Origin of the sequence: Variovorax sp. W1I1, assembly GCF_030815625.1 — a bacterium.
GTDB lineage: Bacteria > Pseudomonadota > Gammaproteobacteria > Burkholderiales > Burkholderiaceae_C > Variovorax > Variovorax paradoxus_C.
In genome coordinates this window covers 5,105,571-5,122,250 of the sequence record NZ_JAUSWZ010000001.1, presented here as the reverse complement: position 1 = coordinate 5,122,250, position 16,680 = coordinate 5,105,571, and the positions used below count along the sequence as shown (strand labels likewise).

The window sequence follows — 16,680 nt, the reverse complement described above, 5'->3', positions numbered from 1 at the left end:
AGCCGGTGGCGCGCGGTCAGCGCGGCCGGAACATCCTGAACATATTGTCGGAGCTGATCTCGAAATAGTCGGCCGGACCGCCGCCGCGCAGGATGGGCTGCGCCGCCGCGGTGTCGTAGATGCCGTTCTTGAGCAGGTGGCGCGCGATGTGCACGCCCACCACTTCGCCGAGCACGAGCCAGGTCTGCACCGGCACGCCATCGACGCCTTCGAGCTGGATCAATTGCGTGAGACGGCACTCGAAGGACACGGGGCTCTCGGCCACGCGCGGCACGGCGATCCGTTTCGAAGCCACGGGCGTGAGGCCCGCAAGTTCGAACTCGTTCACTTCGGGCGGCACGGCCGCGCACGACTGGTTCATCCGCTCGGCCAGCGGGCGCGTGGCGAGGTTCCAGCCGAACTCGCGGGTCTGGCGGATGTTGTGCAGGCTGTCCTTCGCGCCGATGCTCGCGAAGCCGACGATCGGCGGTGTGTAGTTGAAGGCGTTGAAGAAGCTGTAGGGCGCGAGGTTCAGCACGCCGTTCTCGTCCTGCGACGAGATCCAGCCGATCGGGCGCGGGCCGACCATCGCATTGAACGGATCGTGCGGCAGGCCGTGGCCCTTGGCGGGCTCGTAGTAGTGAAAGTCGTCGTTGCTGGACATCATGGCTTTCAATGGCTCAGGGCCGAGGTGCGCGCGGCCGTGCGGCCGATCAGCAGCCGGAACGGCAGCAGCATCAGCACGCCCACGCCGAGCTTCACCGCAAGGTCGCCCGCCGCCCAGGTGAGCCAGGGACCGTCGGTGCCCGCGAAGGCGATGCCCCAGAAGACGATGCTGTCGAGCACCGCCGCGATCACGGTCGCCACCAGCGGCGCGCGCCACCAGAGGCCGCGGCGCAGGCGATCGAACACGCGGATGTCGAGCAGCTGCGAGGCGATGAAGGCCAGGCCCGAGGCGAGCGCGATGCGCATCGGCGCGAGCATCAGCGAGGCCACGATGGCCACCGCGAAACCGACCCACGCCACGCGGCGCGCCATGCCCGGGCCGAAGCGCCGGTTGACGAGGTCGCTCACGAGATAGGCCACCGGATAGGTGAAGGCGCCCCAGGTCAGCCAGTCGTTGATGGCGAACTGCACCAGGATGTTGGAGGCCAGCACCACCGCGGCCATGGCCAGCGTGGCGACGGCGAACTGGCCGGCGGTGGGGCGTGCGAACGGCATGGTCTGCATCAGACGTTCGCCGTGCGTTCGCGTTCGGCCGCGGCGAGCACATTGCGCGCCACCGCTTCGGCCACCTTGATGCCGTCCACGCCCGCCGAGAGGATGCCGCCCGCGTAGCTCGCGCCTTCGCCCGCCGGGTAGAGGCCGCGCACGTTGAGGCTCTGGAAGTCGTCGCCGCGCGTGATGCGGATCGGCGACGAGGTGCGCGTCTCGACGCCGGTGAGCACCGCGTCGTGCGTATCGAATCCCTTGATCTTGCGGCCGAAGGCGGGGAAGGCCTCGCGCATCGCCTCGATGGCGTAGGCGGGCAGGGCCTCGCGCAGGTCGGTCGGTGTCACGCCGGGCTTGTACGAAGGCGTCACGCTGCCGAGCGCGGTCGAAGGCTTGCCGGCCACGAAGTCGCCGACGAGCTGCCCCGGCGCGTGGTAGTTGCTGCCGCCGAGCAGGTAGGCGTTCGATTCGAGATCGCGCTGAAGGGCGATGCCCGCGAGCGCATCACCGGGGAAGTCCTTCGGATCGATGCCCACGACGATGCCCGCATTGGCGTTGCGCTCGTTGCGCGAGTACTGGCTCATGCCGTTGGTGACCACGCGGCCCGGTTCGCTGGTGGCCGCGACCACGGTGCCGCCCGGGCACATGCAGAAGCTGTAGACCGAGCGGCCGTTGCTCGCGTGGTGCACCAGCTTGTAGTCGGCCGCGCCGAGCAGCGGATGGCCTGCGTGGCGGCCCCAGCGCGCGCGGTCGATGAGGCCCTGCGGGTGCTCGACGCGAAAGCCGATGGAGAAGGGCTTGGCCTCGATGTACACGCCGCGCTCGTGCAGCATCGCGAAGGTGTCACGCGAGCTGTGGCCGAGCGCCATCACGACGTGGTCGGCGCGCAGTTCGCTCGACTGGCCGGTGGTCTGGTCGAGCACCGTGAGGCTGCGAAGCTGGCCGTCTTCGATGTGCACATCGGTCACGCGCTGCTCGAAGCGGATCTCGCCGCCGAGCGCGACGATCTGCTCGCGGATGTTCTCCACCACCTTCACCAGCTTGAAGGTGCCGATGTGCGGATGCGCGACGTAAAGGATTTCGGGCGGCGCGCCGGCCTTCACGAACTCTTCCATCACCTTGCGGCCGAGGAAGCGCGGGTCCTTGATCTGGCTGTAGAGCTTGCCGTCGGAAAACGTGCCCGCGCCGCCTTCGCCGAACTGCACGTTCGACTCGGGGTTGAGCACGCTCTTGCGCCACAGGCCCCAGGTGTCGCGGGTGCGCTGGCGCACGGTCTTGCCGCGTTCGAGCACGATGGGTTTGAAACCCATCTTCGCGAGCATCAGCGCCGCGAAGATGCCGCAGGGGCCGAAGCCGATCACCACGGGGCGGCTCGTGCCTTCGGGCGCGTTGGCCGGCGGGGTGTAGCGCATGTCGGGCGCGGGCTGGATGTGCGGATGGCCGGCGTGCTTCGCGAGCAACGCGGCTTCGAGCTTCGCGTCGGTCAGCTGCACGTCGCAGATGTAGACCGTGAGCAGGTCCACCTTGCGCGCATCGAAGCTGCGCTTGAAGACGGTGTGGGAGGCGATCGCTTCGAGCGGGACGTCGAGGGTCCGGGCGATCAGGGTGACGAGCGCTTCAGGCGCGTGGTCGAGCGGGAGTTTGAGTTCGGAGATTCTCAGCATGGCGGTGGCTTGTGGTTATCAAGCAGACCGCGGATTTTACGCGCCGTGGCGCTATGAAAGAGATAGCTGGATCAGGCGGGCAAGAAGCCTTCTACCGACAGGTACCGCTCGCCCGTGTCGTAGTTGAAGCCCAGCACCACCGCATCGGGCGCCAGCGACGGCAGCTTCTGCGCGATGGCCGCGAGCGTCGCGCCGGAAGAGATACCCACGAGGATGCCTTCTTCCTGCGCGCACCGGCGGGCCATTTCGCGGGCGGGTTCGGCGTCGACCTGCAGCACGCCGTCGAGCAGCGAGGTGTCGAGGTTCTTCGGGATGAAGCCCGCGCCGATGCCTTGAATCGGGTGCGGCGACGGCGCGCCGCCCGAAATGACGGGCGAGGCCACCGGCTCCACCGCGAACACCTGCAGCTTGGGCCACTTCTTCTTGAGCACCTTCGCCACGCCGGTGATGTGGCCGCCCGTGCCCACGCCGGTGATGATCACGTCGATGCCGTCGGGAAAGTCGGCCGCGATTTCCTCGGCCGTGGTGCGCACATGCACCTCGACGTTGGCGGGGTTGTTGAACTGCTGCGGCATCCACGCGCCCGGCGTGCCGGCCACGATTTCCTCGGCGCGGGCGATGGAGGCTTTCATGCCGCCGGCGCGCGGCGTGAGGTCGAAGGTGGCGCCGTAGGCCAGCATCAGGCGGCGACGCTCGATCGACATGCTGTCGGGCATCACCAGGATCAGCTTGTAGCCCTTGACCGCCGCGACCATCGCGAGGCCGATGCCGGTGTTGCCCGAGGTCGGCTCGACGATGGTGCCGCCGGGCTTGAGCGCGCCGGACTTCTCGGCGTCTTCCACCATCGACAACGCGATGCGGTCCTTGATAGAGCCGCCCGGGTTGGCGCGCTCCGACTTGATCCACACCTGTTGTTTCGCATTGCCGAACAGGCGATTGATGCGGATGTGCGGCGTGTTGCCGATGGTCTGGAGGATGTTCTGGGCCTTCATGGAATGGATCTCCTTGGATGCGGTTGTTCAGCGGACAGCGCGCATTGTGAGACCAGCCCGTGACCGCTTCAGCGCGAGGGTGTTGCAGCCGGCAACAGCCGGCCCTGCACCAAGAGCGCGATCGTCCGAAACGCCAGGAATCCGATGATCGCGTTGGCCGCCGCGAAGGTCGTCGGCGCGACCCATTCGACCGGCCCCGTGGCACCGGCCGCGACCAGTCGCATGGCCAGGGTCGGGAGCGCCGCCACGCCGAAGGTGAAGCCCCAGTACGACGGCGTGAAGGGCTGCCTGGCGATCCACGGCAAGAGGCGAAGAAGCAGCAGCGCCTGGAAGAGGCCGTAGCCGAGCAGCACCTGCGCGAACAGGTCGGGCGCGCCGTGGTTCAGGCTCATGTACGTGACGCCCCCCACCACCGGCGGCGCGAGCTGAATGCCCAGCGTGGGGCGCAACGCCTCGGGCAGCGGTGCGTGCGTCGCCGCGCGGCCGAGGATCAGCGATTCGATGGCCAGCCACGAGAAGAGCCCCGCGCCGAAGAACCACATGCCCAGTTGCGGCCAGCCGAATGCGGCTGCAGCCGTGCCGGCCACGAAGTTCTGTCCGACCGCCGGCAGGTAGAAGGCCGGCGTGACGAGTTCGGGCGCGAGGCCGCCTTGCCACGTGCGCCCATAGAGCCAGAGGCCGAGCACGAGCGACGCGACGATCGACACCGCGAACACGGCCAGCGCCACGCCCCGCGCGTAAGGCAGCAGCGCCATCGCCGCGAGCATGCTGGCCAGCGGGACCAGCGACGCGAACGACGATTGCACCGGGTGGTTCATCTCGGCGCGTGCGGCGTCCCCGTGGCGCAGCCACTTGTGCGCATAGAGCGCGAGCAGCACGAGCCATACCGCGAGGCCGCTCCATGTCGCGACATGGGCGATGTCCTGCGGCAGATGCCACAGCGGTACCGCGACACGCCAGGCGTTGCCCAGCGCCAGCGCGCCGACGGCAATGCCGAAATAGGAAACGGGAACGGGGGCACGCTCGGAAGTCATTCGGTTCACCTGAGGGAAGGATCGTTGGAAGAATTCTGGGCGCCGAGGGTAAGATTTTGAATGCTCCTGAGCCTCTATAAATTGCTCCATCGTCTCAAATGAATCCGCATGTCGACCCCCTGAGCGAACTCGTCGACTGGCTCGGCCTGCGCGGGCGCATGGACCTGCATTGCCTGTTCGGCGAAGACTGGGCGGCGCCGCACGAGGCCATCGGCCCGTGGCGCGCACCTTTTCACATCGTGCTGCGCGGACGCTGCGAGCTCTGGCTGCCCGAGAGCCGCATGCTGGTGCCGCTGGAGGAGGGCAGCCTCGTGATCCTGCCGCGCGGGCCGGCGCATGTGCTGCGCACCGCGGGACTGCAGGGCGAGGGCCGGGCCATCAGGCTGCGGACGGGCGAGCTGCTCGATCTCAAGACCAACCTCAAGCGCCCCGAAAAGGCGGACACCGACATCCTCTGCGGCGAGTTCGAGTTTCCCGGCCGGCGGCGCAGCGTGCTGCTGGAGGCGCTGCCCGAGCCGATGGTGATCGCCTTCGCCGACCGCCCCGGGTTCGCCTGGCTCGAAGGGCTGGTGCGGCTGATGGCAGAGGAGATCGGGCAGCAGCGCGCTGGCGCCGCGGCCATCGTGGCGCAACTGTCGGGCACGCTCTTCACGCTGGCGGTGCGCGCGCACCTGGAAACGAGGCCCGAGCTCACCGGCGTGCTCGGCCTCATGGCCAGCCCGCGTCTGGCGCCCGGGCTGCAGGCGATGCTGGCGCAGCCGGAGGAACCCTGGACCGTGGCGTCGCTGGCCGAGCGCTGCCATCTTTCGCGCGCCACCTTCGCGCGCGAATTCACACGGCGCGTGGGCACCGGGCCGCTCGAATTCCTCACCACGCTGCGCATGGAGCTCGCGTCGCGCCTGCTGGCACAGGGCGGGCGCGATACGGCCAGCATCGCCGAGGCGGTCGGCTACCGGTCCGAGGCTGCGTTCAACCGTGCCTTCGCGCGCCACGCAGGCATCACGCCGGGGCGGTTCCGGCGCGCGGGTGTCGGCAGAATGGACTCCTGAAACTGGTGTTCATCCATGGGCCTGTCGCCTCCGGCAAGCTCACCATCGCAAGGGAGCTGGGCCGCCTGAGCGGCCTCGCCGTCTTTCACAACCATCTGGTCGTCGATGCCGTTGCGGCGGTATTCCCCTTCGGCAGCGAGCCTTTCATCAGGCTGCGCGAACAGATGTGGCTGGCCATGATGCGCGAGGCCGCAGTGGCGGGGCACTCGCTGGTCTTCACCTTTGCGCCGGAGCCCTCGGTGGCACCGGATTTTCCGCAGCGCGCGGCGCAGGCCGTGGCCAATGCGGGCGGCAGCACGGCCTTCGTGCGGTTGACGCTCTCGCGCGACGCGCAGGAAAAACGCATCGATGCCGCGAGCCGCGCCGAGTTCGGCAAGCTGCGTTCGCTGGCACTGCTGAAGGAACTGCGCACGCAGTTCGAACAGGCGGAGCGGGCGATGCCGCCGGCCGAGCTGACGATCGACACCACGGCCACGCCGCCCGACGAAGCGGCGCGGCAGATTGCGCGCGTGCTCGCGCTGTAGCTGCCGGGCGCCGATCAGGCTGAACGCTGACCCGCTCGGGTCGGCAACTGGGCCTTGATGTCTCCGGACGCAAATGATCTCCTTGAACCGGGGCGCGCCATGCTGCCGGAATCGAGCTTCGTCCGCCGGGCGATAATCGCCGTGTGAAGCACGCCAGACCGCCGCTGGTGCAAGCCCGAAAGGGGCGACGCCTTAGGGCGCCGCGTCGAAAGACCGCACTGGAGGAACGTCCGGACTGCACAGGACAGCGCAGGAGTTAACGACTCTCCACCGTGAGGTGAGGATCAGAGCAACAGAGACGAGCCGATTCAGTTCGGGTGAAACGGGCAATCTCTGCGCGCAGCAACACCAAGTAGGCCAGTATCGAGGTGGTTCCGCTGAGCTGGCGGGTAGGTGGCATCGAGCCGTTTGGCGACAAACGGCCCAGAGTAATGGCGGTCACGCCGAAGGCTTCGCAAGAGGCTTTCGGTGCACAGAATCCGGCTTATCGGCGGGCTTCACACTTTTCTTCTTTCCCTCGTTTTTCTTTCCCGGTTCGCCGGCGCCCCAGGCGGGCGCAAGCGTGGTCGCTGCACGGATCGGTAGTTACCCGTATAATAGATAGCAAGCTAACTAATATATATCCGGCGTGACCACCTCCCAGAAAACCCAGACCCGCGAACACGCGCTCATGCACCTTGGCATGTCGCTGTCCACGCTGCAGCGTTCCTACCGTGCCGCGGCCGACAAGGCGGTGGCCCACGTCGGCGTGTCGCAGACGCTGGCCTGGCCGATCGTGATGATCGGCCGCATGGGCGACGGCATGCGCCAGGGCATGCTCGCCTCCGTGCTGGGCATCGAGGGACCGTCGCTGGTGCGCTCGGTCGATCAACTGGTCGATGCGGGCCTCGTTCAACGCCTCGAAGACCCGGCCGATCGCCGTGCCAAGACCCTGCACCTCACACCCACCGGCGTGAAGGCCTGCGCCACCATCGAAGCCGCATTGAGCGAGATGCGCAACACGCTCTTCGAAGGCGTCGCCGACGACGACATCGCCGCGTGCCTGCGCGTCTTCGCCACGCTCGAAGAGCGCCTGGGTCGCAACGCCCTGGCAACGCAGCAGGAAGGCCGCAAGTAGATGACCACGCTCCGCCTGCCGCGCTTCAGCCGCGCGGAGCTCCTGTTCTCCGGCAAGAGCTTCGCCGCCGCGATGCTCGCGATGTACCTGGCCAGCCGCGCCGGCCTGCCGCGTCCGTTCTGGGCGCTCATGACCACCTACATCGTGGCCCATCCGCTGGCCGGCGCGGTGCGCTCCAAGGCGGTGTACCGCTTCCTCGGCACGCTGATCGGCTGCACGGCGACGGTGCTCCTGGTGCCCGCGCTTTCGAATGCGCCCGAGCTGCTGACGCTGGTGCTCGCACTGTGGGTGGGCCTGTGCCTGTGCATCTCGCTCTTCGACCGCACGCCGCGCTCCTACGTCTTCATGCTCGCGGGCTACACGGCTGCGCTGATCGGTTTTCCGTCGGTGCAGACGCCGCTGGTGCTGTTCGACACCGCCGTGGCGCGCGTCGAGGAGATCGGCCTCGGTATCTTCTGCGCCACGCTGATCCACAGCCTCGTGCTGCCCACGGGCCTCGCACCCACGGTGCTCGGCCTGCTCGACCGCACGCTGCACGACGCGCGCAAGTGGCTCGGCGACCTGCTGCAGCCGACCGGCCGCAAGAGCAGCGGCGATGCCGATCCCAAGCGCCTCGATGCCGACCGCCGCCGCCTCGCGGGCGACATCACGCAGCTGCGCCTGCTCTCCACCCACGTGCCCTTCGATACCACGCACCTGCGCTGGACGGCCGGCGCGATCCGCACGATGCAGGACCGCGTCGCCGCGCTCACGCCAGCGCTCTCGGCCGTCGAAGACCGGCTGCTCGCGCTCGAGGAGGCCGAAGGCGCGCTCGCGCCCGACGTGGCCGCCGTGCTCGCGCAGGCCGCGCAATGGCTGCGCGCCGAAGCCGAACCTGCGAGCGATGACACCTCGCGCGCCGAGCGCCTGCAAGCCCTGCGCAACGCCATCGCCACACTGAGCGCCACACCGCAAGCCGACACCGGCGCGCAACAACCCACCACCTGGGGCCGCGCGCTGCGCATCGGCCTCGCCGGCCGCCTCGAAGAACTCGTCGACGGCTGGAACGCCTGCGCCCAACTGCGCCTCGACATCGACGAAGGCCTCAAGGGCGCCGCCCCCTTGCGCCGCACCGCCGCCCTCGGCAACCGCGCGCTGCACCGCGACTACGGCATGGCGCTGCTCTCCGCACTCGCGGCCGTCATCGCCATCTGCCTGTGCGGCGCGTTCTGGATCCTCACGGGCTGGACCATGGGCTCGGTCGCCACCATGATGGCCGCGGTCTTCTGCTGCTTCTTCGCGACCATGGACGACCCGGTGCCGGCGATCCACGGCTTCCTGAAATGGACGCTGTGGTCCGTTCCGATCTCCGCCGTCTACGTGCTGGTGCTCATGCCCACGGTGCAGGATTTCGGCATGCTGGTCGCGATCTGCGCGCCGCTCTTCCTGCTGCTCGGCCTCTACCTGCCGCGGCCGACGCACTTCATGCCCGCGATGGCGATGATCTTTGGCGTGGCCGGCACGCTCGCGATGCACGACACCGCCAGCGCCGACCTCGTGAGCTTCATCAACAGCATGATCGGCCAGATCGTCGGCGTGCTGGTCGCGGCCCGCGTCACGCGTCTTGTGCGCTCGGTGGGCGCCGACTGGAGCGCGCGCCGCATCCAGCGCGCGACCTGGCGCGAGCTCGGCGAGATGGCCGCTTCATCGCAGCCGCAGCACGCGCAGGGCGACGCCTACGCGGTGCGCATGCTCGACCGCATCGGCCTGCTCGCGCCGCGCATCGCGCAGGCCGGCGGCAGCGTCGAGGGCGTGGCCGCCGACGACGCGCTGCGCGACCTGCGCATGGGCGCCGACATCGCCGTGCTGCAGCGCGTGCGCGCGCAGTTGCCACTGGCCACTTCGGCTGCGCTGCTGGGCGGCATCTCGCGCTTCTTCCGCCAGCGCGGCGAAGGCCGCATGACGCCGCGGCCGCAAGGCCTGCTGCCGCAGATCGACGGCGCGCTCCATGCGGTGCTCGCCGCGCGCGATACCTCTTCGGCATCGCGCGCCGCCGTCACCGCACTGGTGGGCCTGCGCCGCAACCTGTTCCCCGATGCGCCGCCTTCGCTGGCAGCAGTCCCTCCCGCAGTTCTTCAAGGAGCTTCCTCATGATCGGCGAAGCCAGTTTCTACGGCCTCTACCTGCCATGGCTCATGGTGCTCGCTGCCGGTGCGTTGCTCGCGCTCTGGGGCGTGCGGCGCCTGCTCGCGGCCACCGGCCTGTACGCTGGGTGTGGCACCCGGCGCTGTTCGACATGGCGCTCTACCTGCTGCTGCTCTACGCCCTGAGCCGCCTCACCTCACACCTTCAATGACGAAGAGATTCCCATGACCGCCAGTTCATCTTCAGACAACTCCCGGATACAGCGCGTGTTGCGCGTCCTCCTCACCGTGGCCGTGGTGGCCGCGGCCGTCTGGGCCGGCTTTCGGCTCTGGGACCACTACGAACTCGCGCCGTGGACGCGCGACGGCCGCGTGCGCGCCAACGTGGTCCAGATCGCGCCCGACGTGTCGGGTCTCGTAACCGCCGTGCCGATCCAGGACAACCAATCGGTCGCCGCGGGCACATTGCTGTTCGAGGTGGACCGCGCGCGCTACGACCTCGCCGTGCGCCAGGCGCAGGCCGCTCTGTCGGCGCAACGCGCCGCAAGCGCGCAGGTGCAGCGCGAGAACGCGCGCAACGCGGGCCTGGACGAACTGGTCTCCAAGGAAGCGCGCGAACAGACCCGTTCGCGCCTCGAGCAGATGCGGGCTGCCGTCGCGCAGGCCGAGGTGGCGCTCGATTCCGCACGCCTCAATCTGCAGCGCGCCCAGGTGCGCGCGCCGGCCGACGGCCTCGTGACCAACCTCGATCTGCGCCAAGGAAGCTACGCCGCGGCGGGCAGGCCGGTGCTCGCGCTGGTCGATGCGCAGTCGTTCTACGTCGAAGGCTATTTCGAGGAAACGAAGCTGCCCCGCATCCACCTGGGCGACCGCGTGCGCGTGACGCCGATGGGCGGCGGCGCGGTGCTCGAAGGCGCGGTCGACAGCGTGGCCGCCGGCATCGCCGACCGCGACCGCTCCACCAGCGCGAACCTGCTGCCCAGCGTGAACCCGACCTTCAACTGGGTGCGCCTCGCGCAACGCATTCCGGTACGCGTGAAGCTCGATCCGTTGCCCGAAGGCGCGCGGCTCGTCGCGGGCCAGACCGTGACCGTGCAGGTGCTGGAGCACGGCGCGGCCACCCCGAAGAAGGGATGACGCCATGACCCGCTTCGCTTTTCGCATGGCCTCATTAGCGGTCGCTACCGGCCTCGCCGCATGCGCAGCGGTCGGCCCCGATTACAAGCAGCCCGCCGATGCGCTCGCCAGCCAGCCTGCTGCGGCAAAGCCCTTTGCCGAAGCGCCTGCGAACGCCGCGCCGCTGCCTCCGCACTGGTGGCGCCTGTACCACGATCCGCTGCTCGACAAGCTCGTCACAGAGGCCCTCGCGCACAACACCGACCTGCGCCAGGCCGTCGCAAACCTCGAACGCGAACGCGCCATCGAGTCCGAAGTGGCCGGCGCGCAGCGCCCCACGCTGGGCGTGAGCGGCGGCCCGTCGTTCGGCCACGTGTCAGGCCTCTCGCTGCTGCAGAAGGGCTACGAGCCGCCGAGCCGCTTCAACTACAGCGCGGGTGCATCGCTGTCGTACCAGGTCGACCTGTTCGGCCAGATCCGCCGCAGCATCGAAGCAGCCGGCGCCAACACCGAAGCCGCCGCCGCGGCGCTCGATCTTGTGCGCGTGAACGTCGCCGCCGGCACCGCGCGCGCCTACGCCGAGGCCTGCTCAACAGGGCTGCGCCTGCAGATCGCCGAGAAGTCCGTCGCGCTGCAACAGGACGCGGTGAGCGTCACCGACCGCCTGCAGCGCGCCGGCCGCGCCGGCACCATCGACACCAGCCGCGCGCGTGCGCAGCTCGAGCAACTGAACGCCGCGCTGCCGCCGCTGAAGGCCGGGCGCCAGGGCGCGCTCTACCGCCTCGCCGCGCTGACCGGCGCACTGCCGCAGGACTTTCCGCGTGAAGTTGCCGACTGCACCGTGCCCCCGCGCGTAGCCGGAACGCTGCCCGTGGGCGATGGCGCGGCCCTGCTGCGTCGCCGCCCCGACATCCGCCAGGCCGAGCGCAGTCTCGCCGCATCGACCGCGCGCATCGGCGTGGCCACTGCCGATCTCTATCCGAAGGTCACGCTCGGTCTCTCGGCTTCATCGGCCGGCCCGGCCGCCGACTTCGGCCGCAAGGAAACGATGAGCTGGAGCATGGGTCCGCTGATCTCCTGGACGATCCCCAACACCGGCATCGCGCAGGCCCGCATCGCCGAGGCCGAAGCCACCACGCGCGGGGCGCTCGCCAAGTTCGACGGCACCGTGCTCACCGCGCTGCGCGAAACCGAAACCGCGCTTGGGACCTACGCCCGCGAACTCGACCGCCATGCCGCGCTGCAGGCCTCGCGCGACGAAAGCGCGAAGGTCGCGGCGCAGGCACGCCAGCTCTACAAGAACGGTCGCACCGCCTACCTAGACGCACTCGATGCCGAGCGCTCGCTCGCGGCAAGCGACGCGGCCCTGGCCGCCAGCGAAGCGCAACTGGCCGACGACCAGGTGGTGCTCTTCATGGCGCTCGGCGGCGGCTGGGAGCCCGATGAATCCAGCGCCGTCGCACTCGACAGCAACACGGCAGCAACCACGAAGCAATGACGTCGACAGCAACGCCGTCGCAACGCCCGCACGCGCCGCTGTGGCTGCTCGCGCTGGTCACCTTCAGCGGCACGCTGGCGATGCACATCTTCGTGCCCGCCTTGCCGATCGCCGCGAAGAACCTCGGCGCCGGCATGGGCGCGATGCAGATGACTGTGAGTCTCTACATCTTGGGCCTCGCCGTCGGGCAGTTGCTGTACGGCCCGATGGCCGACCGCTTCGGGCGCCGCCCCGTGCTGCTGCTCGGGCTCGGCCTTTATTCGGCGGCGGGTCTCGTCGCCGCGCTCGCGCCCGATGTGCATGCGCTCATCACGGCGCGGCTGTTCCAGGCCATCGGCGGCTGTGCGGGCCTTGTGCTGGGCCGCAGCATCGTGCGCGATACGGCCGGGCCGCAGGAGGCCACGCGACGCCTCGCGCTGATGAACCTGATGGTCACCGTCGGCCCGAGCATCGCGCCCTTGGTCGGCGGCGCGCTCGCCACCGCGCTCGGATGGCGCTCGATCTTCTACGCGCTCTTCGCGCTCGGCATCGTCGGCCTGCTCTTCACCTGGCGCCTCTTGCCCGAGACCGGCACGCCGGGCGCGCGGCTCGATGCCTCGGCGCTCGCGCGCAACTACGGCCAACTGCTGCGCTCGCCCGCGTTCCTCGGCTTCTCGATCGGCGGCGGCTGCGCGACCACCTCGATGTATGCCTTCATCGCCTCCGCGCCCTTCATCTTCGTGGACCAGTTGCACCGACCGGCGCACGAGGCGGGCATCTACCTCGCGATTTTGGTGTCGGGCGTGTGGCTCGGCAGCTTTCTCACGAGCCATCTGATCCAGCGCGTGCGCGTGGACCGCCTCATGATCCGATCGAACGCGCTCAGCGTGCTCGCGGCCTTCGTGCTGCTGGGCGGGGTGCTGTCGGGGCACCTCTCGGTGCCGCTGGCGGTGGGCACCATGTTCCTCTACACCGTCGGCGCGGGCATGGCCTCGCCGGCCGCATTGACGCAGGCGATCAGCGTCAACCCGCAAGTCATCGGCTCGGCCTCGGGCCTCTATGGTTCGACGCAGATGGCGGTGGGCGCGCTGTGCACGGCGCTGGCCGGCATGGGCCACCAGAATCCGGCGTTGGCCGCGGCCCTCGTGCTGGCCGGGGCGGGCATCGTGGCGCAGTTGTCGTTCGCGGTGGCACTGCGCCACCAGAAGAAGCTCGTGGGCGCAGCCGCGGACTGAAGAACGACGCTCAGCGCGTGAACAGCCAGCCGCCCTTGGGCTGGCGCACGAGCTCGTGGCGGCGCACCGATTGCTCCTCGCCGTCGTCGCCCACGTAGACCACGTCGAAGCGCAGCAGCTTGGGCGACACCATCTTCCAGTTCTGGATGCGCTTGACGGTCACGCAGGCCGTCTTGTCGTGGTACTGCATCTGCGCCATCGGCCCGCCCTGGAAGCCGGTGCCGTCGAACAGCCGGCCCGGCGCCGCGAAGGGGTTGAGCACCGCGCCGTTGCGGTCGGTGATGCAGCCTTCGGTCCGCACGAACGATTCGATGGTCGGCGCTGCGCCGCGAACCACCTTGGCCACAGCCGGGCTGGGCGTCTTGCCGCCGATGACTTCGCGGATGCGCTCGACCTGCTCGCCGGTGATCGGTGCGAGCCCGTCCTTCGACACCACCGCGGGCGGAGGGGCGGGCGGCGCAGTTGCCGCGGCGGGCCCGGGCGTCGGCTGCAGCGAAGCGAAAAAGCTGCAACCTGCCAGCAGTGCCACGGGCACCGTGGAAGCCAATGCGGCGGCCGTGGTTCTGGTTTTTCTGAATGTCATGGCTCGGTCTCCCTGTCGGCGGCGCGAGGCCGCTTGCTGAAAATTTCAGGCCGCAAGCGCAAGGCAGGCGTCGCGTCGTTTTTCTCTTTCTTTTTCTTCTTCTTCTTCTTCTTCGATCTCAAAAGCGTTCGTGCGGTGCCAGGTAGCGCCATTGACCGGGCTGCAACCCCGCGAGCGGCACGCGCCCGATGCGGATGCGCCGCATCGCGACGATGGTCAGGCCCATCTGGTCGCACAGGTGTGCGATCTGCCCGGGCCGCGCGCCCTTGAGCGCGAAGCGCAGACCCGTCTGCCTGCCATCCTCGGCCTGCCGGCCGATGCTCACGCGCGCTGGCGACCGCTCGAAGCGCATCAGCACTTCGGGGCTCACCGTGCCGGCCACGTCGACCATCACCTCGTGTTCGAGGATGCCGGCGTCTTCCTGCAGCTTGCGCTCGATGCGGAACTCCTGCGTATAGGCCACGAGGCCGCTGGCGCCGGTTTCCAGCGGCGTCATGCAGTGCTGGCCCTTCAAGTGCGCGGGCAGGAATTTCTGGCCGGCGCGTTCGGGCTCGTGATGGTTCGCGGCCACGAGCAGCCTGTGCGCGTTGTCGGTCGGCATGCCGGCCGGCTTGTAGAGCAGCATCGTCACGGGCACCACCGGCTCGGGCTTGGCGCCGGCCGCGATCTCAACCTGTTGGTGCGCCTGCACGCGCGACTGCGGCAGCACCGCGGGCACGCCATCGACGCGCACCGCGCCGTTCTCGATCAGCAGTTCGGCCTCGCGCCGCGACACGCCGGCGAGGGCGGCCACGCGCTTGGCGAGGCGGATGCCTTCGTCTTCGGGAGCGTTGTTGTTCATCGGGCGCCCGTCTGTTTTTGTTGTTGCTGCTGAAGCAGATGCTGGATGCGCGCCACATGCGCGGCCAGCGAACGTGCGGCCACCGGCCACATGCGTTCGGGCACGTCGTCGTAGGCGATCGGCAGCCATTGCTCGGGCGTGCCGCCCGGCAGGGCCTGCATGGCCGCCGCGATCTTTGCCTCGCGCTTGAGCCGGTGCGCCTTCAGGTGCGCGATGGCGTTGCGCGCAAAGCCGATCACGTAGCCGTGGGCCGGCAGGATGAATTCGACGAGGCCCTCGGCGCAGGCCGCATCGAGCGTGTCGAGCGAATCGAGGTAGGCCGTCATGTCGCCATCGGGCGGATCGATCACGGTGGTGCTGCCGTTCAGGATGTGGTCGCCCGAGAACAGCAGGCCGTCTTCTTCGAGCACCAGGCACAGGTGGTTGGCCGCGTGGCCGGGCGTGTGGATCACGCGCAGCGTGTGGGTGATGGGCTCACCCTCGGCGGTGGTGCCCGAGAGCGCGAGGCGCTCGCCGTTGACCAGCGAGCGCTCGGGCGTGAAGCGCGCCGTGGCGCGCGCGGTCGGCGCCGAGGGCAGGCCGAGGATCGGCGGCTTGGTCGTCTTGCACAGCGCCTGCAGCGGCGCGGCACCCGGCGAGTGGTCGGCATGCGAGTGCGTGCACACGATCATGCGGATGTCGCCGTGCGTGATGCGCCAGAGGCGGCCGATGTGGTCGAAGTCGTTCGGACCCGGGTCGATCACCAGATAGCCGGTGGCCGCGTCGCCCACGATGTAGGTGTTGGTGCCCGGGCCGGTCATGGCGCTCGGGTTGGGCGCGGTGAGGCGCTGCACGTTCTTCAAGAGCGCCACCGGCTGCTCGCTCTGCCAGTCGAGCGCATGCACCAGTTGGCCGTCGGGGCAGACCAGCGCGAGCTCGCCGTAGGGCGAATCGCTTTCCATGTAGCGCACGTCCTCGCCCTTGAGGAAGCCCGCGCGTGGGCAGCTGGTCCAGAGCGGTGCCTCGCCATTGCCGTTGGGCGCACAGGCCGCGAGCACCGCATCGACCGTCGCATAGGCCGCCATGCGCTGCAGCGTGCGCACGGTCGGGAAGATCATGAAGAAGTTGCCTGCCGCGTGGCGCGCGAGCGCATCGGCGGGGCGCACCCAGCAGGGCTCGAACTGCTCGCTCTCGTCGGCCGTGGGCACCTGGCCTTCGGGCATGCGCGCGACGAGAAAGGGCACGTCGAAGCGCTTGGGCAGGTCGCGGTCGGTGATCCAGTGCGCGAAGGTGAACACCTGGTCCGACGCCAGCACCAGCCCGCGTGCCGCGCACTGGTCGGCGAAAGCGGTGCCCGCGGTGTCGCCGCGGTCCATGGCGGCGATGTCTTCGGCGCTCACGGGGCGGCCGTCGGCGTGGTGTGCAAGCAGCACGCCCAGTTCTTCAAAGGCCTCGCGAATGGCCGCGATGGCCTGGGTGCGCTGGATGCGGCTTTGGGTGGGGCGGCGGGTGGCGATGCGCTTGGCGGCTTCGTCGGCCGCGTCGATGTGGCCGCCGGGAAAAACATAGGCGCCCGGCGCAAAGCTCGCGGTGGCCGAGCGGCGGGTCATCAGCACCTCGATGCCGGCGGGCGTGTCGCGCAGCAGCAGCACGGTGGCGGCGGCGCGCACGGGCGCGGGCTCGCGTGCGGGGTGAATCAGTTGGGAGAAGCGGACCATGGGGTGATTATCGGGAGCAGGTGCGATGCGCGTGTGG

15 protein-coding genes, 1 other RNA gene and 1 pseudogene are annotated in these 16,680 nt (G+C 69.3%); 9 read left to right on the top strand and 8 right to left on the bottom strand.

Annotated elements, in window-relative coordinates:
- Nucleotides 1-16 precede the first annotated feature (16 nt).
- The 5 genes from QFZ83_RS23990 to tehA form a co-directional block, all read right to left on the bottom strand.
- On the bottom strand, nt 17-646 hold the full coding sequence (locus QFZ83_RS23990) for a flavin reductase family protein (protein WP_307510645.1): 630 nt from the start codon (nt 644-646) through the stop codon (nt 17-19).
- Nucleotides 647-651: 5 nt separating this feature from the next.
- Nucleotides 652-1,209, bottom strand: a complete 558-nt coding sequence (locus QFZ83_RS23985; protein ID WP_373457509.1) for a VUT family protein — start codon at nt 1,207-1,209, stop codon at nt 652-654.
- A complete protein-coding gene (locus QFZ83_RS23980; RefSeq protein WP_307510643.1) occupies nt 1,209-2,855 on the bottom strand; it encodes an NAD(P)/FAD-dependent oxidoreductase in 1,647 nt (548 codons plus the stop codon). The genes QFZ83_RS23985 and QFZ83_RS23980 overlap by 1 nt, the downstream gene beginning before the upstream one ends.
- A gap of 71 nt (nt 2,856-2,926) precedes the next feature.
- Nucleotides 2,927-3,847, bottom strand: coding sequence for a cysteine synthase A (gene cysK / locus QFZ83_RS23975; protein WP_307510640.1), 921 nt, complete (start codon nt 3,845-3,847; stop codon nt 2,927-2,929).
- Between the two features lie 68 nt (nt 3,848-3,915).
- A complete protein-coding gene (gene tehA, locus QFZ83_RS23970; protein WP_307510638.1) occupies nt 3,916-4,881 on the bottom strand; it encodes a dicarboxylate transporter/tellurite-resistance protein TehA in 966 nt (321 codons plus the stop codon).
- A gap of 98 nt (nt 4,882-4,979) precedes the next feature.
- On the opposite strand from tehA, the gene QFZ83_RS23965 reads away from it, so the two are divergent.
- The 9 genes and pseudogenes from QFZ83_RS23965 to QFZ83_RS23925 all read left to right on the top strand — a co-directional run bounded on the left by QFZ83_RS23965 (nt 4,980) and on the right by QFZ83_RS23925 (nt 13,522).
- A complete protein-coding gene (locus QFZ83_RS23965; RefSeq protein WP_307510636.1) occupies nt 4,980-5,930 on the top strand; it encodes an AraC family transcriptional regulator in 951 nt (316 codons plus the stop codon).
- Nucleotides 5,931-5,935: 5 nt separating this feature from the next.
- Complete coding sequence (locus QFZ83_RS23960) at nt 5,936-6,454, top strand: shikimate kinase (RefSeq protein WP_307510634.1); 519 nt, start codon at nt 5,936-5,938, stop codon at nt 6,452-6,454.
- A gap of 145 nt (nt 6,455-6,599) precedes the next feature.
- Nucleotides 6,600-6,957, top strand: an RNA gene (gene rnpB, locus QFZ83_RS23955) — RNase P RNA component class A.
- A 167-nt stretch (nt 6,958-7,124) separates the two neighbouring features.
- Nucleotides 7,125-7,571 carry a MarR family winged helix-turn-helix transcriptional regulator gene (locus QFZ83_RS23950; protein WP_013539371.1) on the top strand — a complete coding sequence of 149 codons (447 nt, stop codon included), beginning with the start codon at nt 7,125-7,127 and terminating at the stop codon, nt 7,569-7,571.
- Nucleotides 7,572-9,704, top strand: a complete 2,133-nt coding sequence (locus tag QFZ83_RS23945) for an FUSC family protein (RefSeq protein ID WP_307510632.1) — start codon at nt 7,572-7,574, stop codon at nt 9,702-9,704. It begins immediately after the preceding gene.
- Nucleotides 9,701-9,906: pseudogene (locus QFZ83_RS23940) on the top strand (DUF1656 domain-containing protein). The gene QFZ83_RS23945 and the pseudogene QFZ83_RS23940 overlap by 4 nt, the downstream one beginning before the upstream one ends.
- 13 nt (nt 9,907-9,919) lie before the next feature.
- Nucleotides 9,920-10,831 carry an HlyD family secretion protein gene (locus tag QFZ83_RS23935; protein WP_307510629.1) on the top strand — a complete coding sequence of 304 codons (912 nt, stop codon included), beginning with the start codon at nt 9,920-9,922 and terminating at the stop codon, nt 10,829-10,831.
- A gap of 4 nt (nt 10,832-10,835) precedes the next feature.
- Nucleotides 10,836-12,308 (top strand): efflux transporter outer membrane subunit, encoded by a 1,473-nt coding sequence (locus QFZ83_RS23930; RefSeq protein WP_307510628.1) that lies wholly within the window; start codon nt 10,836-10,838, stop codon nt 12,306-12,308.
- Nucleotides 12,305-13,522 (top strand): multidrug effflux MFS transporter, encoded by a 1,218-nt coding sequence (locus QFZ83_RS23925; RefSeq protein WP_307510627.1) that lies wholly within the window; start codon nt 12,305-12,307, stop codon nt 13,520-13,522. Before QFZ83_RS23930 ends, QFZ83_RS23925 begins: the two co-directional genes overlap by 4 nt.
- A gap of 10 nt (nt 13,523-13,532) precedes the next feature.
- Here QFZ83_RS23925 and QFZ83_RS23920 read toward each other — a convergent pair whose 3' ends face one another.
- The 3 genes from QFZ83_RS23920 to QFZ83_RS23910 all read right to left on the bottom strand — a co-directional run bounded on the left by QFZ83_RS23920 (nt 13,533) and on the right by QFZ83_RS23910 (nt 16,643).
- On the bottom strand, nt 13,533-14,105 hold the full coding sequence (locus tag QFZ83_RS23920) for a hypothetical protein (RefSeq protein WP_307510626.1): 573 nt from the start codon (nt 14,103-14,105) through the stop codon (nt 13,533-13,535).
- 118 nt (nt 14,106-14,223) lie between these two features.
- Entirely contained in the window at nt 14,224-14,946 is a 723-nt protein-coding gene (locus QFZ83_RS23915) for an RNA pseudouridine synthase (RefSeq protein ID WP_307510624.1), read from the bottom strand.
- Nucleotides 14,943-16,643, bottom strand: a complete 1,701-nt coding sequence (locus QFZ83_RS23910) for an MBL fold metallo-hydrolase (RefSeq protein ID WP_307510623.1) — start codon at nt 16,641-16,643, stop codon at nt 14,943-14,945. The genes QFZ83_RS23915 and QFZ83_RS23910 overlap by 4 nt, the downstream gene beginning before the upstream one ends.
- Between the last annotated feature and the right edge of the window lie 37 nt (nt 16,644-16,680).